We start from the raw sequence: 25,856 nt of genomic DNA, 5'->3' as shown, positions 1-25,856 counted from the left end.
CCAATGTCGATTATCAAATCAAAGAATTTAGTTCATGAATATATTAGACGTGATGAAGAGGGCAACGTGGAATCTATCCAGGTTGCTCTTGATCATGTTAATCTTAATGTTGAGCCAGGACAGTTTATTTCTATTTTAGGACATAATGGTTCTGGAAAATCTACCTTCGCTAAGCACATCAACGCACTTCTTACACCTTCCGAGGGTACTCTTTTTGTAGATGGAATGAATACTTCGGATGATGAGTTCACATTTGCAGTTCGTCAGACTGCAGGAATGGTATTCCAAAATCCAGACAATCAGATAATTGCATCTGTAGTTGATGAGGACGTGGCTTTTGGTCCTGAGAACATTGGAGTTCCAACTGATGAAATTTTAAAGAGAGTTGAAAAATCTCTTAAGATGGTAGGAATGTACAAATATAAGAGTCATTCGCCTAACAAGCTTTCAGGTGGACAGAAGCAGCGTGTTGCTATTGCAGGTGTTATGGCTATGGAGCCAAAGTGTATAATTTTGGATGAGCCTACAGCTATGCTTGACCCTGATGGTCGTAAGGATGTACTTCAGGCAGTTCATACCCTTAACAAAGAAAAAGGAATTACAGTAATTCTTATCACTCATTATATGGAAGAGGTAGTTGATTCGGATTATGTCTTTGTAATGGAAAAGGGTAAGGTTTTCATGGAGGGCACACCTCGTGAGATTTTCAAGGATGTGGAGCTTTTAAAGGCTCACAGTCTTGACGTGCCACAGGTCACACTTTTGGCACATGAGCTTAGAAAATCAGGGCTTCCACTCCCAGAGTGTATTCTTACAAGAGAAGAGCTTGTTGAAAGTCTTCTTCAGATAAGAAATACTGGGGCAGCGGTTAAAGCGGTAGCGTCTCAGGCTGCAAAGGGACCAGCTACTGCCATTAAATCAGCCACAAACGAATTGATTTTAGATCACGTTTCATATAAATACAGCCCAGGGACAGCCTATGAGGTTACAGCACTTGATGATGTGAGTCTTTCTATTAAGGAGGGCGAGTTCATCGGAATTATCGGCCATACAGGTAGTGGAAAGTCTACTCTTGTTCAGCATTTAAATGGTCTTATCAAGGCTACTGAAGGACACATCTATTACCGTGGACAGGATATTTACGATAAGGATTACGATATCAAGGATCTTCGTACTCAGGTTGGAATGGTATTCCAGTACCCTGAGCATCAGCTTTTCGAGACTACAGTATTCAAGGATGTTCAGTTTGGTCCTAAGAATCAGGGACTTGATGAGAAGGAGCAGATTAAGCGAGCTTATGAGGCTCTTGGCTTAGTAGGTCTTCCTGAGGAGTTTTATCTTGCTTCTCCATTTGAGCTTTCAGGTGGACAGAAGCGCCGTGCAGCTATCGCAGGTGTTATCGCTATGAAGCCAAACGTTATCATCTTAGATGAGCCTACAGCAGGTCTTGATCCTAAAGGCCGCGATGACATTCTTGGAATGATTGCAGATATGCACAAGAAGCGCGGTGATACAGTTATTTTGGTTTCCCATTCAATGGAGGATGTAGCCAACTACGTAGACCGTATTATCGTTATGGATGCTGGTAAGCCAGCATTTGATGGCACTCCAAAGGAGGTTTTCGCTCATTACAAGGAGCTCGAGGTCATGGGTCTTGCAGCACCTCAGGTTACATATGTTATGAACGATTTAAAGGCAGCAGGGTTTGACGTTAGAACTGACGCTACTACTGTTGAAGAGGCAAAGGAAGAAATTTTATGCTACGTGAAATAACCTTAGGACAATATTATCCAGCAGAATCAGTGCTTCACTCCCTAGATCCACGTGTGAAGCTTTTTGGTACGCTGATTTTTATAATCACGCTGTTTTCAGCTAATAATGTGATACTTTTTGGTGCAGTGCTAATAACACTCATCGGTATTATCAAAATGAGTCATGTACCATTTTCATTTATGGTAAAAGGCCTTCGCTCTATCATTATTTTGCTTATAATTGCAGGTCTTTTCAATTTATTTCTTACACCTGGAAAGACTTTGGCATCATTTTGGATTTTTACAATTTCAGATGTTGGTCTTAAGAATGCAGTACTGATGACAAGTAGAATGGTTTTACTTATTATTGGTACATCACTTATGACACTTACAACTACACCAAATCAGCTTACAGATGGTTTGGAAAAATCCCTTGGATTTATGAAAAGGGCAGGAGTACCTGTACATGAGATATCCATGATGATGTCTATCGCTCTTCGTTTTATTCCTATTTTGATTGAGGAAACAGACAAAATAATGAAGGCTCAAATGGCTAGAGGTGCAGATTTTGAGTCAGGTGGCCTTATTAAAAAGGCAAAAAACATGGTTCCACTTCTTGTACCACTTTTTGTTTCTGCCTTCAGAAGAGCAAATGACTTGTCTTTTGCAATGGAAGCAAGATGCTATAATGGTGGAGAGGGCAGGACTAAGATGCGCCCATTAAAGTACTCATCGTTAGATCAGCGTGCTTACATTTGTATAGCCATTTATTTAATAGTTTTTTATTCAGCAAAGGTAATTTTATAATATGCGAGTAATGATTGTTGTGGCCTATGACGGGTCAAACTATAGCGGCTGGCAGATTCAGCCAAACGGAGTGACAATAGAACAGAAATTAAACGAGGCTCTTACAGATCTTTTGCAGGAGCCTATCTCTATTATGGGAGCTAGTAGAACAGATGCTGGTGTGCATTCCCTTGGAAATGTGGCGGTGTTTGATACCACTAGCCGTATGCCAGCTGACAAAATCAGCTTTGCACTTAATCAGCGTCTTCCAGACGATATTGTGGTTCAATATTCTTGTCAGGTGGAGGATGATTTTCATCCTAGATATGCCGCCTGCCGCAAGACTTACGAGTACAAGATTTTAAACCGCAAGATGCCAGACCCAACCAAGCGCAAGGACACCTTCCATTACTATTACGACTTAGATGTAGATAAGATGAATGAAGCAGCCGCTTATTTAATCGGTCAGCATGATTTCACATCCTTCTCATCTGTAAAAGCGCAGGTAAAATCCCGTGTCCGCACTATTTATACAGCAAAGGTTTATAAGGAAGATGACGTAATTCACATTCGTCTCACAGGAGATGGCTTCCTTTACAACATGGTTCGCATCATTGCAGGTACTCTTATTAAGGTTGGTGCAGGAGAGATGGAACCAATGTATATGCTTGAAATATTCCGTGGTCGCAACCGCGAGCTGGCTGGCCCAACAGCTCCAGCACACGGCCTTACCATGATTGGAATTGAATACGAATAATAAATGTAATGTAAGCTTCCATGTTCGGAAGCTTTTTTACGTGTTGGTGGAAATTTCGATATTGTGCTACAAAATTATATAGATATGGTATAATCGCCATATAGGGAGTTATGAATAAAAATAAGGGGAGAGAAAGGGAGTAATAATGAAAAAAAGAAGGGGGATGATTGGGTTGCTTGCGGCAGCTCTTGTTTTAGTTGGTATGAATCCGACTGTAGCAAAGGCTGACAATCCAATCGTACAAACAATCTATTCCACGGATCCAGCACCTATGGTCTATGGGGATACTGTGTATGTGTACACAGGTCACGATGAGGATGGCGCCGATTATTATGACATGAGAGATTGGCACTGTTACTCTACAAAGGACATGGTTAACTGGACAGACCATGGTGTAGTATGCTCGCTCAACACATTTAGCTGGGCAAAATCTGATGCCTGGGCAGGTCAGGTGGTAGAGCGAGGCGGCAAATTCTATTACTATGTTCCTGTCATCGCAAAGCAGGGCGGCAATTCAATCGGTGTGGCTGTATCTGATAGCCCAACAGGTCCATTCAAGGATGCACTAGGACATCCTCTATGTCAGGGTTACGGTTTTATCGACCCTACTGTTTATGTGGATTCAGACGGACAGGCATATCTCTATTTTGGAAATCCAAATTTATGCTATGTAAAACTTAATCGAAACATGATTTCATATTCAGGTGGAATCAACAAGGTGAACACTACTACTCAAAGCTTTGGCCCTTATCCTGGACGTTCCAGCGCATACGAGGAGGGTCCATGGTTCTATAAGAGAGGTAATCTTTATTACATGCTGTTCTCCGGTAATGGTATTCCAGAGCACATCGCATATTCTACAAGCCCAACACCTACAGGCCCTTGGACCTATCGAGGTGTCATCATGCCTACAGAGGGCAGAAGCTTTACAAATCACTGCGGTGTAGTTGATTTTAAGGGACACTCATATTTCTTCTATCATAATGGAGCATTGCCAGGTGGTAGCGGATTTGCCCGTTCAGTAGCAGTTGAGGAATTTAAATACAATCCTGATGGAAGCTTCCCTATAATCAAGATGTCTACAACAGGCCCAAATCCTATAGCTACACTTAACCCATATCTTAAGACAGAGGCTGAGACAATTTGTTTCTCAAGCGGAGTCAAGACAGAGGCTTGCGGAGAGGGCACACAGAATGTAGCCTTCATCGAGAATAATGATTGGATCAAGGTTAAGAATGTTGATTTTGGTAGCGGTGCAAAGGCTTTCGCAGCAAGAGTTGCATCACCTTCTGGAGGTGGAACTATTGAGCTTCACCTGGATACATTAACTGGAAGAACAATCGGCACAATAAAGGTTCCAAACACAGGCAACTGGCAGAAATATGTTACAGAATATTGCGATGTAAATGGAGTGAGCGGACGCCATGATTTGTATTTCGCATTTAAGGGTAATGGTGGATCGCTGATGAACTTTAATTACTGGCAGTTCTTCCCAGTAGAAGATAAGCCAACACCAACCCCAACACCTCAGCCTCAACCAAGCGGTCAGAACGTAAACAATAACAGTACAGCTCATATTGATAATGGCTGGTATTATTTGAAGAATACAAATTCACAGAGATATTTGGCTGTTGAGGGAGACAAGGCAGAGGCTGGTACAAACGTATGCATCTTTAGGGGAACAGGTGCGGATGGACAGAAGTGGTATGTTGAAAACACATATGATGGATATATCACATTGACTTCTGGCCTTGGAAACTTCATGCTCGATGTGGCCAATGCAGAAAATGTGGATGGTGCAAATATCGGTATTTACCATGGATATTCAGGAGATGCTCAAAAATTTGTAGTTAAGAATACAAAAAAATCTGGTGTTTATACCATCGGCACAAAGGTTTCCTCAGCTACTAAATATATAGATGTTTATGAACATAAAAAGACTGATGGTACTAATGTATGCCAGTGGCTATACTATGGTAATCCAAATCAGGAGTGGATATTTGAGCCTTGTCAGGCGCCGGGTGCAGCTCAACCTACACCACAGCCTACTCCAGCACCACAGCCTACACCAACACCTTCACCTACTGTTAGCGGAAAGGGGCTCGAGGCAACTGCTACAGTAAACAGCTGGGGCTCAGGTTACACAGCATCTGTAAAAATTTCTAATTCTACAGGCCAGCAGGTAAACGGATGGACTGCAAAGATTAAAAAGAGTCAGGTGAAGATTGATGCCATCTGGAATGTAAATCTTAAGGAATCTGGCGATTATTATGTTATTACACCAGTAGAATGGAACGCATCTATTGGAAATGGTGGAAGTGTAGAGTTTGGCTTTAATGGAGCTGGCTCAGTTTCTAACAATATCACTATTGAAATTGAATAATTTTGGTTTATAATATGACCTCTGGCTGTTATAATACAACCAGAGGTTTTTTATGATTTTTTCTACTCCAAAACGTAAATTTTATATTGACGTCATTGGATTCCTATAGTAGAATGTCATAGTTGATGTAGTAAGGAGACTTGTGTCCATTAGCCCGGAGACAGGTTTTACTATAACTTTCCGAGACAGTGCCCGGACATCACTTTCTTGGAGCTTTTTCAGATTTATTTAAGGAGGAATTCTCAATGAATACTTATATGCCAAACCCATCTCAGCTTGAGAGAAAATGGTATGTAGTTGATGCAGAAGGACAGACACTTGGTCGTCTTTGTGCAGAAGTTGCAAAGGTTTTAAGAGGTAAGAATAAGCCAGTCTTCACTCCACACGCTGATTGTGGTGACTATGTTATCGTAGTTAATGCAGAGAAGATTAAGGTTACAGGTAAGAAGCTTGATCAGAAGATCTACTATCATCACTCAGACTATGTTGGTGGTATGAAGGAGACAACTCTTCGTGAGATGCTCAACACACACCCTGACAGAGTTATCGAGCACGCTGTTAAGGGCATGCTTCCAAAGGGACCACTTGGTCGTCAGATGTACACAAAGCTTTTCGTATACGCTGGACCAGATCACAAGCAGCAGGCACAGAAGCCAGAAGTGCTTACATTTTAATAGGAGGTAGATCATGGCTAATACAAAGTATTATGGAACTGGTAGAAGAAAGTCTTCAGTTGCTAGAGTATATCTTGTACCTGGCACAGGTAAGATCACTATAAATAAGAGAGATATCGACGAGTACCTCGGTCTTGAGACATTAAAGGTAGTTGTTCGTCAGCCACTTGTAGCTACAGGTACTGTAGAGAAGTTTGACGTTATCGTTAACGTTAAGGGTGGCGGATACACTGGCCAGGCTGGTGCTATCAGACACGGTATCTCACGTGCACTCCTTGAGGTAGATTCTGAGTTCAGACCTACACTTAAGGCTGCAGGATTCCTTACAAGAGATCCTCGTATGAAGGAGCGTAAGAAGTACGGCTTAAAGGCTGCTCGTCGTGCACCTCAGTTCTCAAAGAGATAATCTTTCGAGATTCAAAAAGAATTTTCAAACCTCAGAAACTCAGTGTTTCTGGGGTTTTTCTTTTATCTATAATTGTATTCAGTTGTGGTGAAACGCAGAAAAATTTGTACCGTAAACAGCGAGTAAACAGCAGGTAGACAGCAAAATTATCAAGTCTTAGATTTTATTTATTGCTTCTACCAGAGACTGGATATCAAGGTGTGTGTACACTTTCTCTGTCAGAGACATTGCTCCGGAGTGTCCTACGATTTTCTTGATCATTGTAGGATCCACATGAGCTTCCGCCAGCATTGATATGCAGGTGTGCCTAGTATCATGAGGATTGTGCTCCATACCAAGGTTTTCTATTAGTGGTGTCCAGTAGCTGTCTTTATAGTTCCTGTAGGTGAATTTTTTGTTGTCATCTGTGTGAAGAAGGTATTCACAGTCAGAGGATTCATACCAGGCTTTGTAGAATGGGAGAACCTTATCTGCTATAGGAACCTTTCTGATACCATTTTCAGTCTTACTTAGTATCACATCGAAATACTGTTCTTCAAGATGAACATTTTTCTTTTCCAAATCCAGTAGTTCAGATATTCTACAGCCGTTGTAAATCAGCATCAGTACTGTCTGGTAGAACGGATCATCCTTGAGTTCCCATAGCCTGTCAATCTCAGCTTTTGAAAAGATATCTCTCTCAACCTTATTTGGATTTTTGTCCTTATACTTGAGGATATCTACAAATTCGGAATAGTCCTTGTTACAGATATCGTTCTTAAGGGCGTAATCGTAAAGCTGATTGAAAAGGACTTTGATCTTACGGAGTGTAGGATAATTTTTTCCGCAGGTATCAATGACATTCTGAAGCTCCGCCAGCCTTATATCTCTAAAAGTTTTGTTGTAAAGGGTGCCACATACGTTATATGAGGCTGTATACCCGTGTACGTTGGATTTAGAGATGGCAGGATACTTTGCTTCAGACCAGGCATTATATACGTCTGTGAATGTCATTTTGGCTGCTTTTGTATCAAATGGATTCTGACGATAATCTGATAGCATTTGCAAGCCTTCCTGCTTGGTTTCAGCATATCCTATGACATTGTACGTCTGCTTTTTGGTACCTTTTTCCGGATCAATGGTCCATCCGGTGGTTACTCTTACCATATAGGGTTTTCTGCGTTTCCCGGACATTTTCATAACACTTCCATATCCGTTTGGTAATTTCAAATAATATCGACCTCCTTTGATGCTCAGGTAATTTATGAAAAAGGGGATAGTCCCTTAATCACCTTTCTTATCGGGCAATGCTACATTTGCGTAGTATGCCAGCTCTGTTTCAAACCAGTGATTAAATCTATCTTCATTTGATAGGCCTTGTTCAAGGCTTTCTCGTTCATCTGCGTATCTTTCCAGAAAAAGGCAGAGATCTGCGTTGTTTTCTGCTATTGCATCGTTTCCCATGAATTTAAGGCTACAGCTCCACTCTTCAGTTTTTGGCGGGCGATTTACGTCTATATTGAAGTGAAGATCTGCTTTTTTATTTAATTCGTTTAGAACATAGAGGACATCTGAGAGAGTATCTAAAGTGATGTTCTTCTTCTGATATCCAATAAGTTCTGCCGGGGAGATATTAAGAATATTTGCGATCTCATTTAGTATACCTATTGAAGGTTCTATTTCACCGCTTTCATATTTCTGTACGGTACGCATAGTTTTGCCTAGCCTGTTAGCCAGTTCAGTCTGACTGAGGTGCTGAGCTTTTCTGGCTTCTTTAATTCTATTTCCTATATCAGATCCATTATTCATTGTACTGACCTCCTTGTGTGAATTGTAACATGTGGTAATACGAATTGCAAGAGCGTAATACGAATTATAAATACATATTATATATTGACAAATGAATTATTAAGACGTATTATCAAAATACGAACTGATAATTCGTATTTTGGACGGGAGGAGGTGAAAAAAGTATGGAAGACAAAAAGTTATATGTAGAACTACCAAGATTTACCGGTAGAAATGTTCCTATAACTGAGGTTGCCGAGGCAATGCACAAAGATGCGCAGTTTGTAAGAATTGGAATCCAACAGGGAATATTCAAATTTGGATATGCCATGAAGAAAGAGAATTCCAGTGAATACAACTACTATTGTCCAGACAGAAAGGTGTGGGAAGAGATTGGATACTTTAGTCCAGAAGCAGTCTAAAATGAAAAAACTCTCTTGCTGGTAACAAGAGAGTAAATGAAAAGCCGGAGCTTTTGTAAATTCGATTAAATAAAGTATAGCAAGGGTTCCGGCCAAGTTCAACAAAAAAATAAGATTGGAGGAATCTAAATGGAAATAAGCAAACCAGAATTAAAGCTTATCCAGATGTCAGATGTAGAAGCTGAAGAAGTTTCCTGGCTATGGTATCCGTTTATACCATATGGAAAGCTTACCATCATTCAGGGAGATCCCGGAGATGGAAAAACTACTTTTGTACTAAATGCAGCAGCGAAGTTATCAAAAGGAATTTCGTTAGATACAGGTCTGCAGAGTGAGGAACCAATAAACATCATATATCAGACAGCAGAAGATGGACTGGCTGATACGGTAAAGCCAAGACTTGAAGGTGCCGGGGCTGACTGCTCCAAAATCCATGTGATAGATGAGAGTGATAAATCGTTATCAATGGTAGATGAGAGAGTTGAACAGGCAATCATAAGGACTGGAGCAAAACTCTTGATTCTGGATCCACTACAGGCATATCTCGGAGGCGGAATGGATATGAATAGAGCTAACGAAGCAAGAGATATGACTAAGAAGCTGGGAGTTCTGCCGGAGAAGTACAAATGTGCAATCATCCTAATCGGACACATGAACAAAGCTTCCGGAAACAAGGCAGCTTATCGAGGGATGGGATCAATTGACTTCTACGCAGTAGCAAGAAGTGTCCTGCTGGTAGGAAGGATAGAAGGAGAACCGGAACTAAGGGCAATAGTCCAAATAAAGAACAACTTAGCAGCATTTGGACATTCAAAGGCCTTCAGATTATCAGAAAAGGGATTCGAGTGGATTGGAGATTATGAAATAACCGCAGACGAAGTTCTCGGAGGAATTGCACCGAAAGCGAATAAGCAGGAAAAGGCGATAGCTCTTCTGAGAGAATTGGCTGAAGACCATAATATGATCCCAAGTAACGAGGCAGTAGAACTGGCTAAAGAAGAGAATATATCAAAAAGAACTCTGGAGATAGCCAAAAATGAACTTGGGATAAAAGCCAGGAGAATCAACAATACCTGGTACTGGATATTGAAAGAGAACGAATGATAATCAAGACCGCAACAATGTAAGGTATCTGAAGTTACACTCTTAAGATTGCAAGGTTGTAAAAAGATAAAGACACTGCATTGTTGCGGACTAGAAGAAAGGGACGAATGAAAAACGTACAGATATCACAGGAATTATTTATAAGGCTGGTACGATTACTGGTCTTTGAGTTTGATGAAGATACTGATCTGATCAAAAAAGAACTTGAAGACAAGATGGAAAAACTAGTGAGGCATGAAATCTATTCAAAGTTCAAGACAGCACCCACAGAAGAGGAGAAGAAAAAAGCTCGTCAGGACTACCTCGATATGGTGGGAATGCACAGGGATTTTAGATGGTGATTTCCCTTGATGGATTGAACGGGAGCGTGACACGCTCCGGTAATAATCAGCCAAGGAATGAATGGCTTGGCAGGCGAGCGGAGCGAGCTTCCCCATAACGTGTCGTTATGGGTAACCCCCTATGGATAATGACATTACACATCATTATCCGGGGGCTCTCCGAGGGGCCTGCCGGCGGCAAAAAAATATTACGAAAGGAGTTTGTTTATGATAACAGTGACATTTCACATTTCATGTAAGAAGCATTCGCTCACTAAAACGCGAGATGTGGTTTCGGTGAGCAAACACAATCTTCGATTATTTCAAAGCGAAGAGTATAACGAAGAAATGATCGAAGTGGAAGTCGGGAGTGAAGTAAATGTTCTCGATGATGTAAAAGAGATTTATGAAAGGGAATTCTCTGAGGCACTTGCGGAATACAACAAAGGTAAAAGAAGTGACAGACAGATTCCTGACTATCTGGAGTATGTATCCGAAAGTAAAAAGAATGATGTGGCTACGGAGGTAATTCTCCAAGTAGGGGATAAGGAATTCTGGGCAGATAAGACGAGAGAGCAGTGGAATGCAATGAAGCCACTCTTGAGAGATCAGCTTGAATATGTAAAAGAGATAGTTCCGGAATTCAAAATCGCATCGGCGGTAACACACTTGGATGAGGATTCACCTCATATGCACGTAGTAGGAGTTCCGGTAGCAACAGGATACAAACGAGGACTAAGCAAACAGGTGGCAAAAACAAAAGTGTTTGATCAGGAGAGACTAGAAAAAATACAAGATCTAATGCACGATTTTGTAGAGCATCAGATGATAGACCACCCGGAGATCTTTGGAGATGAAACCTTAAAGCCAAAGGAAAAAGGAAGGAATAGCGACTTCTCAAAAGAATTCTACTTAAGGCTAAAGCAGCAAGAATATGAAAAGCTGGAAGATAAGTGCCAGGAGAAGGAGACACAGATTGAAGCTCTGGACGGAACGGCTAAAGAAATGAAGGAGGACATTGAAAGCACAGTTAACCAATATGTGGACTCAGTGGTAAATACAGAAATGAAAAAGGAATTCATGAGATACGCAACACTCGAAAATCCTAAGACCACACTGGGAAAACTAGTCTCGAAAGCCTTCAGAACATTCAAGGAATGGTGGGATAAGACCAAGAAGCCTGAGGTAGCTGAAAAGGCTAAAACAAGCATTTTGCAAAAGCTAAGAGAAAGCCAGACGATAGTTGATCAGAGGAAGGAGCAGCAAAGTCCAAATCTTAATAGGAATAATATAAGACCTGAGAGATGAATAACTGATAGTGCAATAGGCAGGGGCGTGAAAACGCCCTTGTTTTATGCACATAATATTGAACAGGATGGTAGATATAGGTATAATTATAAACAATTGCTACAAAGAAAAAATTTAAGTATTTCTGAATAGATTATTGCGGAATAATGTACAATGATAGCTTTTTTATGGAGGAAAAATGAAGGCAGAACAGTTATGGACAGAATATTGCTCCAAAAAAGGAATAGATATAAATACCCCTTATGAAGCGTGGAGCTTTGGCGAAGATGAAGAAGGAGATGACCTTCTCCGACTAGTCCTTGCGGGAAAGAAGTTTGGCACAGCTAGTCTCTATGATGCATACGAAGCAGAAGATGCTCTTGATGAGCTTCCTAAGGCAGGTGATTACAGCGTTTTGTTAAATAGTAAGAATGAAGCTGTATGCGTTATAAAAAACTACGATGTATACATAAGAAAGTTTAATGAAGTGCCTCCTTATCACGCATATTCTGAAGGAGAGGGTGATAGATCCCTTAAATACTGGAGAGAGGTGCATAAGGAGTTTTTTGAAGAAGAAGCGAAGGAAGACGGAATTGAATTTACGGAAGAATCCAGAGTTGTATGCGAGAAGTTTTCTCTTGAATATACTTTTGGAAAGGAAACTACCGCTGACGACGAACTTCTTTTTATAGAACCTTCAATGGTTTTTGCAGACGAAATCACAGCTTATAGGCAGGAAATGCTGGATGTGGATTCAAGTTTTGATGGATGCTTTTCTATGAAAAGAATGCCTGATCCAAAGGAATATGTAGACTATTGTATAGGCTGGGCGAATCCGAGCAGAGTTGCAGATGAACATGGTGCCTGGGGCAATGTCCTTATGGTATTTAGGAAATCCGATATGAAAATGGTAGGTTGTATGCAGGTTCACAACGTTTTAACCCAGCGTATGAAAGACTTCACAGGTCATGTTGGCTATTCTGTTAGGCCATCAGAAAGGGAAAAAGGATATGCTAAAAGAATGCTTGCAAAGTCTCTTGATTTTTTAACGGCTTTTGGATTTAAGGAAGTATACGTTAGTTGTGTGCCAACGAATATTGCAAGCAGGAAGACTATTTTGGCTAATGGTGGAGAATATATTGAGACAAAATACCTGGAGTGCGATAATGTAAATCTTGAACGGTATAGAATTTGCATATAATAGAAATTGTATTGCAGTATAAATTGTGAGGAGATATAGAAAATGGTATTTGGAGAAATATCTATTAAGGACAAGCTTGGGAGAACAATCATACTAAGAAATGCTAGACCAGAGGATGCCGATGATTTGATCAAGTATTTGAAGGTAACAAGCGCAGAAACTCCTTATCTAATCAGGGAACCTGAAGAAATCACGATAACAAAAGAGAATGAAGAAAAGTTCCTGCAAGCAAAAATAGATGCAGAACGCGAACTAATGCTTATTGCCTTAATCGATGGGAGGCATATAGGAAATTGTTCTCTTATGAGCATTGCACCATACAAAAGATATAGGCATAGATGCGATGTTGCAATAGCTCTTTATAAAGAATACTGTGGCTGCGGAATAGGAACGGCGATGCTTCAAACGGTTTTGAATGTGGCAAAGGAAGTAGGCTATGAACAGGCTGAACTGGAAGTAATGGTCGAGAATAAAAATGCAATTACTGTATATGAAAAAATGGGATTTGAAAAATATGGGATTTTTCCTGACAACATGAAATATGCAGACGGGTCTTACATGGATGCGTGTTGGATGATGAAAAAGCTTTGACCGTTATCCCAACGCATGGCTCGATGCGAATTATCGGAAGATAATCTTACAAAAGACAGACAAAGATTTAATGAGTAGAAAGTAAAATCAGAGTATTATTTTTAATCGCGGTTATTAAAGTTGCCACAAGCCGCATACAGTAGCCCTGAGCTTTCTACCGTACGCAGCAGGTAAACAGCAACTCGTCCTAGAAATGCCACAAACACAGCACTTAGGACATTGAAAAAGTTCTCAAAGAGATAATCATCTGCTGTTGCAGATTTCAAAGGCTCGGTACAATGTACCGGGTCTTTTTTTGCGCCCGAAAGTGGACTAGGGGGACGGGGTTAGTGGTCCACTTTTGGGCTTAAAGATTAAGGATAAGGCTTGCCTATTTTGATATGACTTTATTAAAATGTAAGAAAGCAATATGGAATAATAATGCCGGATTAACCGATGAGAGAAGATAGATTATGGACAAATCATGGTCAGAAAACAATAAAGAAATACAGAAATTGATGACGAAGGAAGCAACCTTTAAAGATGCTATTCAGAAGCTCTTGGCTTTCCGTGAGGAAATGTTTGAGCAGATCACACAGATTGTGAGTGGATATCCGGATGAGGCCTTTGCCAAAATGCCTTTTGCGGGTGCAGATGGATATCACAGTAAAACCCTTGCCTATTCTATCTGGCATATTTTCAGGATTGAAGATATAGTTGCCCATGAGATGATAGCAGGGGATAGTCAAATCCTTTTTACACATGACTTTCATAATCGCATTGGTGCACCTATTATTACTACGGGTAATGAACTTCAGGGAAACGAGATTGCAGAGTTTTCAGAAAAACTGAATATTAAAGAACTATATCTGTATGTAAAAGCTGTAAAGGAGTCTACGGATCAGATTCTTGGAAATCTGACATACAAGGATTTAAAGCAAAAATTCGGCGGCGATGTAAAGGAAAAACTTATCCGCAGTAAATGTGTCAGTGAGAATGAGAAGGCCTTTTGGCTGATTGATTACTGGTGCGGAAAGGATATAAAAGGACTGATTCAGATGCCATTTAGCCGTCACTGGATCATGCATATCGAAGCCATGCGCCGCATCAAGAATAAACTCTGCAAGATAGCACGAAAGGGTGTTGATCCTATTGCTTATTGTGGCTTTTCCTGTAATCACTGTTTCCTTTCAGAGTGGTGCGGATCCTGCAGAACGAAGTACAATGTCTGCTCTTTTGCCACCTGTGCTGAGGACAGAATATGTCCGAATGTGAAATGCTGTAAGGAAAAAGATTTGGACGGATGTTATGAGTGTGATGAGCTCGAAAATTGCAATAAAGGGTTCTATATTCCATCAAATGACGGAGCAAATGCAGCAAAGGCTCAGGCATTATATATAAGGAAATACGGAAAGAAGGCGTTCTTAAAGGTTCATGACAGACTACATGAGAAGTATGACTTCCAAAAGACACAGGAAGTTTTGGGACAGGATTATAAGGAAGGACTGAGAATTCTGGAGGAAACTTGAAAAAGCCTATAAATATGCTATTATATCAATAACAGAGTTGCCAGGTGCGAATATCACTTGGGACCTAGCCGAGCGTGGAGCTTGGCTATTTTACTTTTGTGTTGAGCTTTGATTTACGAGGTACGTCTATGTGTGATGTAAAAAAATATAGTGATATCTATAAAGAAATAGCTAAATTAAATCCTAAGGATACTTTACAGCTTGTTCTTGAGAGTGAGACTGAAGAAGAAAAAGATTTCTATGAGATGGTAGGAGATTTTTTACTACAAAGAAGGCAAAAAGAAGTTGTTGAAAGGAATCTTTTTTGAGTAGATGAAAAAGTTTACTATAGTTGCGGGAGTTAATGGCGCAGGTAAATCTACGTTATATCAGCTTGATCCGGATCTTAAATGTGAAAACAGAGTAAATGCGGATGAGATACTTAAGGAATCTGGAGGAGATTGGAAGAGTCTGGCTGATATTTTCAAAGCTGGGAAAAGAGCAGTTTCGCTTCTTAACTCATATATTGAAAAGGGAGCAAGCTTTAACCAAGAAACTACATTGTGTGGCAATTCGGTGATCAGAAATATTACAATGGCAAAAGAGAATGGCTATTTAATTGAAATGCATTATATTGGATTAGATAGTGTTGAAATTGCAAAAGAGCGTGTTGCAAAAAGAGTATCACAAGGTGGACATGGAGTAGCTGAGGCAGATATCGAAAGAAGATATATCGCATCATTAGAAGCTTTCTGGCGAGTTCTTCCTCTTTGTAATCTTGTTGCGGTATATGATAACACAGAAGATTTTAGAAGATTTGCAATTTACAAAGATGGTAGTCTTGTGAGATTATCCCACAAAGTTCCTAAATGGTTTGACAATAAAGAATAACAAAGTTGCCACCAGCCGCATACAGTAGCCCTGAGCTTTCTACCATACGCAACAGGTAAACAGCAACTTGAAGGAGAAATGCCTAAAATACGGCACTTTCACTTCATTAATAGTTCTCAAAGAGATAATCACTGCTTCGGCAGATTTCAGAAGACTCGGTACAATGTACCGGGTCTTTTTTGTGTGCGAAAGCCTTCAAAACATTCAAGGAATGGTGGGACAAGACTAATGCACATAATATTGAACAGAATGGTAGATATGGGTATAATTATAAACAATTGCTACAAAGTATAAATTTAAGCATTTCTGAATAGATTAACTTTCAGCATAATAGACTAAGGTACATCGGAGATTGAATATGGGCATTGAGATAAAGAAAATGGAATCTGATGAAGAGATTAAAGGGAAAGCTTATGTTCATTGGAAGTCATGGCAGGATGCATATAAAGGAATAGTGGATCAAAGCTATCTGGATTCAATGACTTTAGCAAAGTGTGAAGAAATTGCTTTCAAGTGGCCTGATAATCTTATAGTTGCAAAAGATGGCAATCAGGTAGTTGGATTTGTGGGTTATGGAAAATACCATGATGAAGAACTAACTGAGACTGGCGAGATTTTTGCAATTTATGTATTGGAAGAATACTGTGGTACCGGTGTTGGCAAGGCACTTATGCAAGCCGGTTTGGGTGAACTCGATTACCAAACGGTGGCAGTTTGGGTACTTAAGGATAATAAGCGTGCAATCAAGTTTTATGAAAAATGTGGCTTTTGTATTGATGGACGAGAAGAAGTAATAAAACTGGGTTCTCCGATTGTGGAAGTCAGAATGATACGAACGACTAAATAAGAGGGATTATGCAAAAGAATTGATAGAAAAAAGTTAATATATATTTTCAATCGTATAAATGTCTAGAAGCAAGGAGATTTATTATTTGATTAAAATAGAATTATTATCAGAAAAGAATTTCTCTATAAATTCATTGGATTCATATAACAGAAAACAGGATGTAAATAAGGTATATCGCAGAATTGACGGGGAATATATATTGATTGAATGCAAATATACCGAAGATTGGGATTTAAATAAAAAACGTTCAGTAGCCAAGCAAATAAGCAGTGATGAATATATTACATACATTGCATTAGAAAATGATAGAGTTGTTGGTTTTATAGGACTATTAAAACAGCTAAAAGGTCGATATATGATTCTTGATATGATGCAGGTATCTTCTGAATGTAGAGGTCAAGGCATCGGCAGACGATTATTTGAAGTAGGAAAAGATGAAGCAAGAAAAAATGGTGCGGAAGCTTTGTACATATCTGCTTGCTCTTCAGAGGAGACGATTGCGTTTTACAGAGCGATGGGGAGTGATTTGACAGTTAACCCAATAAAAGAAATTGCTGAAGAAGAACCATTTGACCTTCAGATGATGTGCTCTGTGTAAGATTAATTTCAGTAAAATGTGCTAAGGAAGTAGGAAAAATGGGAACAATAAATCGGAAGATATTGGAGGACAGTATGTCTGAAAGACCTACACTAACGTTGGGATTAAAGAGACAAGATTTTCTTGAATATTATTACCTGAAGGAAGAACTTGTAAAGTTCTGCCACGATAACGGGTTGCCTGCTTCCGGCGGAAAACAAGAGCTTACTGAGAGGATTGCATACTATCTTGATACGGGGAAAATCAAGAATTCATCGGGGACAGCATCTACTAAAAGAAAGGCAAAGATAACCACTATAACAGAGGCCAGTAAAATTGAAGAGAACATTATTTGTTCGGAGGTTCATAGAGCCTTTTTTAAGAGCAAAATAGGGGAGTCGTTTTCTTTCAATGTGACATTTCAAAAATGGCTCAAAGCGAATTCCGGGAAAACATATGGTGATGCCATTGATGCTTATTATGAGATCAAAAGAACAACAAAGCAGGGGCAGACCGTTATTGGAAAGCAGTTTGAGTATAATACCTATATCAGGGATTTCTTTGCAGATAACAAAGGTGCTTCGCTGGATGATGCTATAAGATGCTGGAAGTATAAGAAAAGCCTCAAAGGTCAAAACAAATATGAGAGATCTGATCTTAAAGTGTTGGAACAGTAAGAAGTGGTGGCAATCTAACCAAAGTTGGTGGAGATGGGAAATACTCCAAAACAGTTGTGTGCCCAGATGGATGTGTTGTCTTCGAACTGACAGCAAAACCATTGGGTAATGAAAACTTTCATACAGGTGGTTTCTGGGATTATCCTTTGAAATGATATCCCAGAATATAAAGATTTTTAAGATTTTTCTTGAAAATAATTTTTAATCATATTAGCCTTTTCTTAGGACGTCCGAATCATTCCTAAGAGGAGGTTTTTTAATGACGAAAGAACAACTTCATAAATACGTTTCTGAAAGCACCGGAAACGAGAGTAACATATGCCAGATTTATGCCATTAAAGACAATGAGGTGGTACTTGATGATTGTTGGCATGGGTTCAAGACTCTAGATGCGATGAATGTCAATTCCGTGACGAAAGGTATTATGGCATTACTGGCAGGGATTGCTTTGGACAGGGGATATATCAAAAACCTGGATCAAAAGGTGATAGATTTTTTCCCTGATTACATTGTAAAGCGTGGAGAGAAGACCATATATGATGTCACAATCAGGCATCTGCTCACTATGACAGCTCCTTATAAAGGCAGGTCAGAACCCTGGAAGAAGGTATGTACTTCCCCGGACTTTACGCTTGCAATCCTTGATTATCTCGGAGGACGTAGCGGAATTACAGGTGAGTTCAGATATGCTACGCTTGGTATTCAGATTTTGGCAGGGATAATCGAGAAGGCAGCCGACGAGAAGTGTATAGATTTTGCCAACAATAATCTGTTTGTGCCGTTGAACCTTCCTGAGCGAATAGCGCATGGAGACAGCTCCAAAGAAGATCAGTTTGATTTTTTCATGAATAAGAATCCAAGGAAATATGAATGGTACAGCGACCCTCGGGGCTGCGTTACTGCGGGTTGGGGATTATGCATGTCGGCAAGAGACATGGCTGCGATAGGGGCGATGGTTTTAGGCAGTGGCTTATATAATGGGAAAAGAATTATCTCAGAAGAATATATAAAAGACATGCTGACACCACATATTAAGCTTGGTGAGCGCTTTGGCTTCATGAACTATGGATATTTATGGTATAAGCCTTACGATGACAAAGATGTATATGCGGCAATTGGTGACAGCGGAAATATTATCTATGTAAACAAAGAGGAAAATGTATCGGTTGGAATGACAGGTACATTTAAGCCGAGAATCTTTGACAGAGTTGAATTTATTGAGCAAAAAGTATTGCCTTCACTTAATGAGTGATTGTCGAGGTTAGTAGTCCAAAAAGATGGGTTATAACACTAGAACTTTTAGGTGCGATAAAAATCTTTCTGCTATAGGTGTAAATGCCTGATAGCGGTTCCATGCGAAATATATTTTGTTTTCAAGCTTAGGAGACAACGGTCTGAATGCAAGGCCGTTGTTTTTTGATGTATCAATAAGGTGATCATATGTGAGAAGATACCCAAGACCTTCCATTGTGAAAATAGAGCCATTGTAGGAAAGACGGAAAGAACCTTCAAGCTGTAGCTCTGAAAATCTGCTCCCGGCCCATTTCTTTATATCTCCGTTCCAAGCCTGATCTGAGCAGAAAAGAGGTAATCCTATCAGGTCATCCAAACGAATGGATTCCTTTTTTGCCAGAGGGTCATTTTCAGGAATGATAAGTCCCCAGGTATCAGCCTGTGGAAATTCTATATATTCATACTTTCTGATGTCCGGCTGCTCAACCAGAACAACAAAATCAAGAAGCCCTTTTTCTGTTTTTTCAGATAGCTGCTCTGTATCACCACTTGTGATGTGATAATGGAGATTGGGATAGCTTTCTTTAAAGGTCTTGATTGCTCTTGCAAGGAATCTTAGCTGATAAGATTCTGCAAGTCCCAGGTAAAGATCGCCTCCGCTTATGTCATCAAGTGAAACAAATTCCTGCTCGATTTTATCAGCCATGCTCACAAGATCTTCTGCACGGTTTCTGAGAAGAATTCCTTCTTCTGTCAGCTTTATACTGAAACTGTGCCTTGTAAATAGCTTCTTACCCAATTCTTCTTCCAATGATTTTAATTGTTTGGATAGAGTTGGCTGAGTCACATGCAGTATCTCAGCGGCTCTGCTCATGTTTTCTTCTCTTGCTACAGCTAAAAAATATCGTAAAGTCCTGATTTCCATGGTGATTCCTTTCCTGCACTGCTCATTGCTGAATGATATGCCAAAATGGAATAATATGATATTCATTATAACTATTAGCAAAAAATCTTACAAGCTCATATAATAGAATTGTAAGTGAAATAGTTACATGGAAATAAGGAATACTCATGGATAAAGAATATCTAAAGCAAAGCCTTTCAGATGCGGGATGCTGTAATGAGGCAACAGACACTATCTTGGAAAGATTTGAGTCAGGCAGTATCGATGAAATGGTAAGGCTTCTGAAAAAAGAAAGATGCCGAGCCATGGACGAGTACCACGAATGTGGAAGAAAAGTTGACTGCATGGATTTCATGCTAAGAAAAATCGAAAACGAAATGAAGCAGAGATGACGGAGGTATCAAATGATGATCAGAACAGAAGAACTTAATTTAGTAACAGAGTGGGATAAGACCTTTCCAAAGAGTGAGAAGATAGAACACAGCAAGGTGACATTTGCAAATCGCTACGGGATAACTCTTGCGGCAGATATGTATATACCAAAGGATACAGATGGCAAGCTTCCGGCTATTGCAGTATCAGGACCTTTCGGAGCTGTTAAGGAGCAGTGTTCAGGATTATACGCTCAGACTATGGCAGAAAGAGGATTTCTTACAATAGCCTTTGATCCCTCTTTTACAGGAGAGTCAGGCGGCAACGTAAGATATATGGCATCACCTGATATCAATACAGAGGATTTTATGGCTGCAGTTGATTTTCTTTCACTTAATGAAAAGGTAGATCCGGAAAGAATAGGAATCATAGGAATCTGCGGATGGGGCGGAATGGCTATCAATACAGCTGCTCTTGACACAAGAATCAAAGCTACAGCTGCAATGACTATGTATGACATGACAAGAGTTAATGCAAAAGGTTACTTTGATGCCGATGACAGTGAAGAAAAGAGATATGAAGCGAAAAAGGCTTTGTGCGCTCAGCGTCTTGAAGATTTAAAGAATGGAGAATATAAGCGCGCGGGAGGTGTTGTAGATCCTCTACCTGCAGATGCACCTTTCTTTGTAAAAGACTATTTTGATTACTACAAAACTGATTGCGGATATCATGCCCGTTCCCTTAATTCCAATGATGGATGGAATGTGATAGGCTGTGAATCCTTCGTGAATCAGCTAATCCTTAAATACAGCAATGAAATCAGAAGTGCAGTGCTTCTTGTACATGGCGAGAAGGCTCACTCCTGCTACTTCAGTAAAGACGCTTATGCCGACATGATAAAGGACAGCAAATATGCTGATAATAAAGAACTGATGATCATTCCAGATGCAGTTCATACAGATCTGTATGATGGAGGAGATAAGGATTATATTCCGTTTGATAAACTTGAGAGCTTCTTTAATGAATATCTTAAATAAGGAAAGATGACATGTGTGAAGCAGAAGGCAAAGAAGAGGAAAAGCGGGAGGTGTATGAGTTTGGAAAATCTCTTTTGTAAAAATACAGGTAAAGCGCTTACAGCATTATGTGTGATGGCTGTAACCCTCTTTACTGGATGTGGATATAATGAGAATACACAGGCTAAAACGAACAGTAATACGGCAACGGAAGATCACTTAAAGGATGAAGAAGACGTAATTACTAATGATGAAAGGTCGACGGAAAATATGCTTAAGCTTTTTATAAATGATGAAGAGATGCAGGTAATCTGGGAAGAAAATGAATCAGTAGAAGCTCTGAAGAATCTGGCTGAAGATAAACCTATCATCATTGATATGTCTATGTATGGCGACTTTGAGCAGGTTGGCTCTATTGGTCAGTCTATTCCAAGGAATGATAAGCAGATGACTACAAGTGCAGGGGACATTGTTTTGTATTCAGGTAATCAGCTGGTAGTGTTTTACGGTTCAAATAGCTGGGCTTATACAAAGCTCGGGCATATTGAAAATACATCTGCGGAAGAAATGAAAAAAAGGCTTGGTTCCGGGGACGTTAACGTAACAATAAGTATTACTGAATAAGCTTATGAGAAGTGAGGCAATGAAAAAGTTCTGAAAGAGATAATCATCTGCTATTGCAGATTTCAGAAAACCACAACCATCTGGTTGTGGTTTTTTTGTTGTCTAAAGTAGTGTAGAATATAAACATGACATATAGATGACGTGTTTGTGCTTGTATTATAATCATAGAAGGTAATCAAATGAAGATAGACAGACTGATCGGCATACTATCAATTCTTTTGCAAAAAGAGGTGACGACAGCTCCGGAGCTGGCTGAGCATTTCGAGGTGTCTAGAAGAACCATAAACAGAGATATTGAGACTCTTTGTCAGGCAGGAATACCAATCAAAACGACCCAGGGAGTTGGAGGCGGTATAAGCATCATGGATGGCTATAAGATGGATAGGACTCTTTTGACATCCCGTGACATGCAGATGATCCTGGCGGGACTACGAAGCCTTGATAGTGTTAGTGGAAGCGGATATTATGGGCAGCTTATGGAGAAGCTCCAGGCAGGTTCTTCGGAGTTTATCAGCGGTAGGGATTCTGTCCTTATCGACCTGTCTTCTTGGTACAAGACATCGCTGGCTCCAAAGATATCTACTATTCAGGATGCGATAGAAAACAGGCATCTTTTGACCTTCCACTATTATGCTCAGGCGGGAGAAGGAAAACGAACTATTGAGCCATATTATGTAGTGTTTAAGTGGAGCAGCTGGTATGTCTATGGATGGTGTCAAAAGCGCAAAGATTATCGTCTATTTAAATTAAACCGCATGGTTAAAGTGGTTGAAACGGATAAAGGATTTGTCTGCAGAAACGCTCCATTACCTGATCTGTCTACAGAAAAGATATTTCCTGGTGGAATCAAGGTAAAAGCGCTGTTTTCAAAGGATGTAAAGTGGCGTCTGGTGGAGGAATTCGGACCAAACTGTTTTACGGAAACAGAGGATGGTAGACTTATGTTTACTGCGGATTACACGGACTCAGATAATTTGATCACATGGATAATGACCTTTGGAAATAAAGCAGAAGTGCTTGAGCCGGTAGAAGTCAGGAGGCAGATTTCAAAGATGGTACAGAAAATGGCGACGATTTACAAGGAGGGCTAATGAAAATGAGACTTGATGGTTTTGGATTGTTTGTTGAGGATAGAGATTTACCTTAGCGATGCAAGGAAAGTGGTGCCAGAGAAGCTTAAGACGGTTATAAGACATCCTATTAGAAAGGAGAGCTGAAGATGGAGTATATAAGAGTATCCAAGGATAATCTTGAAGAAGAACACATCTGTTGTGCTATATCAAACAATAAAGATATACAGGTTTCATCCAAGAAAGCCTGGCTTGCTGACAGATTTGATGAAGGGCTTGTTTTCTTAAAGAGTGTCGAACGCGGTAAATGCTTTATTGAATATATCCCGGCAGAGTATGCGTGGAATCCGATAAATGCACCGGAATATATGTATATCGATTGTCTGTGGGTTTCAGGTTCCTTAAAGGGACATGGATATTCAAGTGATCTTCTTAATGAGTGCATAAAGGACAGTAAGGAAAAGGGGAAGAAGGGAATTTGCATATTATCTGCTGCTAAGAAAAAGCCATTCCTTTCTGATCCAAAGTTTCTAGCATTCAAAGGCTTTCAAGTTTGTGATGAAGCCGATAATGGAATCCAGCTGTGGTATCTGTCTTTTGAAAAAAGTGTTGAAACACCATGCTTCAAGGAATGTGCAAAGTATCCTCGTATCGATGAAAAAGGATACGTGCTTTATTACACGAATCAGTGCCCATTTAATGCCAAGTATGTGCCTGTTTTGGAAGAGACTGCTAAGAACAATGGAATACCGTTTAGAGCGATCAGAATAGAGACCAGAGATCAGGCTCAGAATGCTCCAACACCAATTACCACATATGCACTGTTCTGTGATGGGGATTATGTAACTAATGAGCAAATGAATGATAAGAAGTTTTTAAAACTGGTCAATGCAAAAGCTAAGAGAAAGCCAGGCGATAGTTGATCAGAGGAAGGAGCAGCAAAGTCCAAATCTTAATAGGAATAATCTAAGACCTGAGAGACGAATAACTGATAGTGCAATAGGCAGGGGCGTGAAAACGCCCTTGTTTTATGCACATAATATTGTACAGGATGGTAGATATAGGTATAATTACAAACAGTTGCTACAAAGAAAAAATTTAAGTATTTCTGAATAGATTAACTTTCAGGATAATAGACTAAGACAAATCTTGCTAATGTTTGTCAAGCTGATTTTTGGAGATCTTGAGCACTTTGAGAACAGAAAAAGAGTAACCTTAATAAGACCTGCTGTTGCAGGCCGGCAGTTTACGGCTATAATGAAGGCGGACGGATTTACTTGTACAACTCCATTGCACGAGCGTAGTAGATCCGCAGGAACTTATTGACGGCAGCCATCTTGGCTACGTTGTAGGGTTTCCCTTCCTGTTCCTTTTTGAGCAGAAAAAGGTATACAGGATCATCCTGAGGTTTTGTCAGTTTGAGAGCCTGCATAACCTCGAAACAAGCTTTTCTGAGAGCCGGGTTGCCACGTTTAGAGATGTGACGATTCCGGCTCTCAAACTGTCCGGACTGATACGGCGGGGCATCATTGCCGGCATAAGCATTGAGCGCTTTTCCACTGTGAAAACGGCGTACGTCACCGATTTCTCCGAGTATGATGGGGCCGAGCCGGTCACCTACGCCAGCCATGGAACGCAGCACTTTATATTCCGGTATGGTTTCTGCGATGATTCTCATTTGCAGGTTGATCTCATCAGCAGCTTTCTGCGACGTTGATACAAGATCAACACACTGATCCTGAGCCATGGATGACAAAGGGTTTTCACCGCGCGTTGTAATGCTGTTAAGGGCGAGTTCATAGATGGCCAATCCTTTGGCACCGGCATAATAATCTTTCGTTTTTTTGACCAAGACCTGATAGCTGTCAAGGAAACGCGATTTACCCATCTTTCGGATCACGTCAAAGGACTTGAAACGCTTAATGAAGCGCAGAAGAACGCAGTTGTCGGGATCCCGGCTTTTAAGAGGAAGGATAGTCGTAATACCTGGCATCGTTTCATCCAGAAGATTGAGTAGTTGTACTTTGGCAACTGTAAGGGTTGATATCCTCTGGGTGTATTGCCTGGAAAGAAAACGAAGATCTTCATACTTTTGATCAGTAGGAGTGTAAGGAACCAATGTGTAAGATTTTTCGAGAGCATACTGAGCAATCCGTAGGGCATCCCTTTTATCCGTTTTCGCCTTCCGAAGCTCGGTATCGCCATATTTCTTCATCTGGTAGGGATTGATTAGACAAACAGAAAGATCCGCTTCCTGAAAGGCTTTTAGGAGTGGATAATGATAGTGGCTGGTGGGCTCCATAAGTATGGTCGGGGGTTCAGAAGTTCCTTTGATGTAGTTGACTAATGCCTGCAAATCATCAGCGACGTGGTGAACATCAAAAGGCTTAGCACGGATACTACCATCTCCATTGAGGATGGCAACTGTGCTTTTGGATTTTGAAACATCAATACCAACAGCAATCATAGAGAGTATCTCCTTTCGATTTATATTGATTGGATCCGGCTCTTCATGGTTCACTCATATTCTTTAGTTAAACGGGAGAAATACTTTCCCAACTTGCTGAATCGAATGTAGAACGATGAAGGCGGGCTGACACATTTGTCTCCGGGCGTGGTGTCCCAATCGAAGATTCCGTCAGACCAATCACCTTCATCATAAATAAAGAGCAGAGACTATAAAAGCCTCTACTCATATATTAAGAATCG

The 25,856-nt window shown here is 40.2% G+C and carries 28 protein-coding genes and 2 pseudogenes; 26 read left to right on the top strand and 4 right to left on the bottom strand.

Going from position 1 to position 25,856, the window contains the following annotated elements:
• The first annotated feature begins 3 nt into the window (after nucleotides 1-3).
• The 6 genes from BUA88_RS14215 to rpsI all read left to right on the top strand — a co-directional run bounded on the left by BUA88_RS14215 (nucleotide 4) and on the right by rpsI (nucleotide 6,757).
• Nucleotides 4-1,773 carry an energy-coupling factor transporter ATPase gene (locus tag BUA88_RS14215; RefSeq protein WP_072919151.1) on the top strand — a complete coding sequence of 590 codons (1,770 nt, stop codon included), beginning with the start codon at nucleotides 4-6 and terminating at the stop codon, nucleotides 1,771-1,773.
• A complete protein-coding gene (locus BUA88_RS14210; RefSeq protein ID WP_072919150.1) occupies nucleotides 1,758-2,558 on the top strand; it encodes an energy-coupling factor transporter transmembrane component T family protein in 801 nt (266 codons plus the stop codon). The genes BUA88_RS14215 and BUA88_RS14210 overlap by 16 nt, the downstream gene beginning before the upstream one ends.
• A gap of 1 nt (nucleotide 2,559) precedes the next feature.
• Complete coding sequence (gene truA, locus BUA88_RS14205) at nucleotides 2,560-3,294, top strand: tRNA pseudouridine(38-40) synthase TruA (RefSeq protein WP_072919149.1); 735 nt, start codon at nucleotides 2,560-2,562, stop codon at nucleotides 3,292-3,294.
• Between the two features lie 145 nt (nucleotides 3,295-3,439).
• Nucleotides 3,440-5,677: a family 43 glycosylhydrolase gene (locus BUA88_RS14200; protein ID WP_083572545.1), complete on the top strand. Its 2,238-nt coding sequence runs from the start codon at nucleotides 3,440-3,442 to the stop codon at nucleotides 5,675-5,677.
• Between the two features lie 245 nt (nucleotides 5,678-5,922).
• Nucleotides 5,923-6,351, top strand: a complete 429-nt coding sequence (gene rplM, locus BUA88_RS14195; protein WP_015550823.1) for a 50S ribosomal protein L13 — start codon at nucleotides 5,923-5,925, stop codon at nucleotides 6,349-6,351.
• Nucleotides 6,352-6,364: 13 nt separating this feature from the next.
• Nucleotides 6,365-6,757 (top strand): 30S ribosomal protein S9, encoded by a 393-nt coding sequence (rpsI, locus tag BUA88_RS14190; protein WP_015550822.1) that lies wholly within the window; start codon nucleotides 6,365-6,367, stop codon nucleotides 6,755-6,757.
• A 156-nt stretch (nucleotides 6,758-6,913) separates the two neighbouring features.
• Here rpsI and BUA88_RS14185 read toward each other — a convergent pair whose 3' ends face one another.
• Both BUA88_RS14185 and BUA88_RS14180 read right to left on the bottom strand, forming a co-directional pair.
• Entirely contained in the window at nucleotides 6,914-7,966 is a 1,053-nt protein-coding gene (locus BUA88_RS14185; protein WP_072919147.1) for a tyrosine-type recombinase/integrase, read from the bottom strand.
• Between the two features lie 54 nt (nucleotides 7,967-8,020).
• Complete coding sequence (locus BUA88_RS14180; RefSeq protein WP_072919146.1) at nucleotides 8,021-8,545, bottom strand: helix-turn-helix domain-containing protein; 525 nt, start codon at nucleotides 8,543-8,545, stop codon at nucleotides 8,021-8,023.
• 164 nt (nucleotides 8,546-8,709) lie between these two features.
• Here BUA88_RS14180 and BUA88_RS14175 point away from each other — a divergent pair, with 164 nt between their 5' ends.
• The 14 genes and pseudogenes from BUA88_RS14175 to BUA88_RS14110 all read left to right on the top strand — a co-directional run bounded on the left by BUA88_RS14175 (nucleotide 8,710) and on the right by BUA88_RS14110 (nucleotide 19,180).
• Nucleotides 8,710-8,946, top strand: coding sequence for a hypothetical protein (locus BUA88_RS14175; RefSeq protein ID WP_013280038.1), 237 nt, complete (start codon nucleotides 8,710-8,712; stop codon nucleotides 8,944-8,946).
• Between the two features lie 129 nt (nucleotides 8,947-9,075).
• Complete coding sequence (locus tag BUA88_RS14170; RefSeq protein ID WP_072919145.1) at nucleotides 9,076-10,050, top strand: AAA family ATPase; 975 nt, start codon at nucleotides 9,076-9,078, stop codon at nucleotides 10,048-10,050.
• A 107-nt stretch (nucleotides 10,051-10,157) separates the two neighbouring features.
• Complete coding sequence (locus BUA88_RS14165) at nucleotides 10,158-10,391, top strand: hypothetical protein (RefSeq protein ID WP_026521217.1); 234 nt, start codon at nucleotides 10,158-10,160, stop codon at nucleotides 10,389-10,391.
• Nucleotides 10,392-10,598: 207 nt separating this feature from the next.
• Nucleotides 10,599-11,678, top strand: coding sequence for a plasmid recombination protein (locus tag BUA88_RS14160; RefSeq protein WP_072919144.1), 1,080 nt, complete (start codon nucleotides 10,599-10,601; stop codon nucleotides 11,676-11,678).
• A 178-nt stretch (nucleotides 11,679-11,856) separates the two neighbouring features.
• Nucleotides 11,857-12,858, top strand: coding sequence for a GNAT family N-acetyltransferase (locus BUA88_RS15950; protein WP_083572544.1), 1,002 nt, complete (start codon nucleotides 11,857-11,859; stop codon nucleotides 12,856-12,858).
• A 42-nt stretch (nucleotides 12,859-12,900) separates the two neighbouring features.
• The gene (locus BUA88_RS14145; RefSeq protein ID WP_072919143.1) at nucleotides 12,901-13,449 is read left to right on the top strand and encodes a GNAT family N-acetyltransferase; all 549 of its coding nucleotides are present in this window, start codon (nucleotides 12,901-12,903) and stop codon (nucleotides 13,447-13,449) included.
• 452 nt (nucleotides 13,450-13,901) lie between these two features.
• Nucleotides 13,902-14,957: a DUF3795 domain-containing protein gene (locus tag BUA88_RS16670; protein WP_072919142.1), complete on the top strand. Its 1,056-nt coding sequence runs from the start codon at nucleotides 13,902-13,904 to the stop codon at nucleotides 14,955-14,957.
• 128 nt (nucleotides 14,958-15,085) lie between these two features.
• Nucleotides 15,086-15,265, top strand: coding sequence for a hypothetical protein (locus BUA88_RS14135; protein ID WP_022754341.1), 180 nt, complete (start codon nucleotides 15,086-15,088; stop codon nucleotides 15,263-15,265).
• 4 nt (nucleotides 15,266-15,269) lie between these two features.
• A complete protein-coding gene (locus BUA88_RS14130; protein ID WP_072700508.1) occupies nucleotides 15,270-15,827 on the top strand; it encodes an AAA family ATPase in 558 nt (185 codons plus the stop codon).
• A gap of 358 nt (nucleotides 15,828-16,185) precedes the next feature.
• Nucleotides 16,186-16,674 (top strand): GNAT family N-acetyltransferase, encoded by a 489-nt coding sequence (locus tag BUA88_RS14125; protein WP_072919140.1) that lies wholly within the window; start codon nucleotides 16,186-16,188, stop codon nucleotides 16,672-16,674.
• A gap of 85 nt (nucleotides 16,675-16,759) precedes the next feature.
• Nucleotides 16,760-17,272 carry a GNAT family N-acetyltransferase gene (locus tag BUA88_RS14120; RefSeq protein WP_072919138.1) on the top strand — a complete coding sequence of 171 codons (513 nt, stop codon included), beginning with the start codon at nucleotides 16,760-16,762 and terminating at the stop codon, nucleotides 17,270-17,272.
• Nucleotides 17,273-17,310: 38 nt separating this feature from the next.
• A complete protein-coding gene (locus tag BUA88_RS14115) occupies nucleotides 17,311-17,928 on the top strand; it encodes a DUF6434 domain-containing protein (RefSeq protein WP_330390310.1) in 618 nt (205 codons plus the stop codon).
• Nucleotides 17,922-18,083, top strand: a pseudogene (locus BUA88_RS16740) (TIGR04076 family protein); the annotation flags it as partial. The gene BUA88_RS14115 and the pseudogene BUA88_RS16740, both read left to right, overlap by 7 nt.
• Nucleotides 18,084-18,187: 104 nt before the next feature.
• Nucleotides 18,188-19,180: a serine hydrolase domain-containing protein gene (locus BUA88_RS14110; RefSeq protein WP_072919136.1), complete on the top strand. Its 993-nt coding sequence runs from the start codon at nucleotides 18,188-18,190 to the stop codon at nucleotides 19,178-19,180.
• Between the two features lie 30 nt (nucleotides 19,181-19,210).
• Here the strand turns inward: BUA88_RS14110 and BUA88_RS14105 are convergent, their stop codons facing one another.
• Nucleotides 19,211-20,086 carry a LysR family transcriptional regulator gene (locus tag BUA88_RS14105; RefSeq protein ID WP_072919134.1) on the bottom strand — a complete coding sequence of 292 codons (876 nt, stop codon included), beginning with the start codon at nucleotides 20,084-20,086 and terminating at the stop codon, nucleotides 19,211-19,213.
• 146 nt (nucleotides 20,087-20,232) lie between these two features.
• Between BUA88_RS14105 and BUA88_RS14100 the strand changes: the two genes are divergently transcribed.
• From BUA88_RS14100 to BUA88_RS14080, 6 genes and pseudogenes are all read left to right on the top strand, one after another.
• Nucleotides 20,233-20,457 (top strand): hypothetical protein, encoded by a 225-nt coding sequence (locus BUA88_RS14100; RefSeq protein WP_028247709.1) that lies wholly within the window; start codon nucleotides 20,233-20,235, stop codon nucleotides 20,455-20,457.
• A gap of 15 nt (nucleotides 20,458-20,472) precedes the next feature.
• A complete protein-coding gene (locus BUA88_RS14095; protein WP_072919162.1) occupies nucleotides 20,473-21,474 on the top strand; it encodes an alpha/beta hydrolase in 1,002 nt (333 codons plus the stop codon).
• Between the two features lie 54 nt (nucleotides 21,475-21,528).
• Nucleotides 21,529-22,077 carry a cyclophilin-like fold protein gene (locus BUA88_RS14090; RefSeq protein WP_072919133.1) on the top strand — a complete coding sequence of 183 codons (549 nt, stop codon included), beginning with the start codon at nucleotides 21,529-21,531 and terminating at the stop codon, nucleotides 22,075-22,077.
• Between the two features lie 179 nt (nucleotides 22,078-22,256).
• Complete coding sequence (locus BUA88_RS14085) at nucleotides 22,257-23,168, top strand: helix-turn-helix transcriptional regulator (protein ID WP_072919131.1); 912 nt, start codon at nucleotides 22,257-22,259, stop codon at nucleotides 23,166-23,168.
• 33 nt (nucleotides 23,169-23,201) lie between these two features.
• Nucleotides 23,202-23,294: pseudogene (locus BUA88_RS16735) on the top strand (GyrI-like domain-containing protein); the annotation flags it as partial.
• A 2-nt stretch (nucleotides 23,295-23,296) separates the two neighbouring features.
• Nucleotides 23,297-24,070: an N-acetyltransferase gene (locus BUA88_RS14080; protein ID WP_072919129.1), complete on the top strand. Its 774-nt coding sequence runs from the start codon at nucleotides 23,297-23,299 to the stop codon at nucleotides 24,068-24,070.
• Between the two features lie 350 nt (nucleotides 24,071-24,420).
• Here the strand turns inward: BUA88_RS14080 and BUA88_RS14075 are convergent, their stop codons facing one another.
• Complete coding sequence (locus BUA88_RS14075) at nucleotides 24,421-25,614, bottom strand: IS110 family RNA-guided transposase (RefSeq protein ID WP_072917368.1); 1,194 nt, start codon at nucleotides 25,612-25,614, stop codon at nucleotides 24,421-24,423.
• Nucleotides 25,615-25,856 lie beyond the last annotated feature (242 nt).

This window comes from Pseudobutyrivibrio xylanivorans DSM 14809, assembly GCF_900141825.1.
Classification (GTDB): domain Bacteria; phylum Bacillota; class Clostridia; order Lachnospirales; family Lachnospiraceae; genus Pseudobutyrivibrio; species Pseudobutyrivibrio xylanivorans.
The sequence above is the reverse complement of the archived record's forward strand: the minus strand, read 5'-3'. Positions and strand labels throughout refer to the sequence as shown.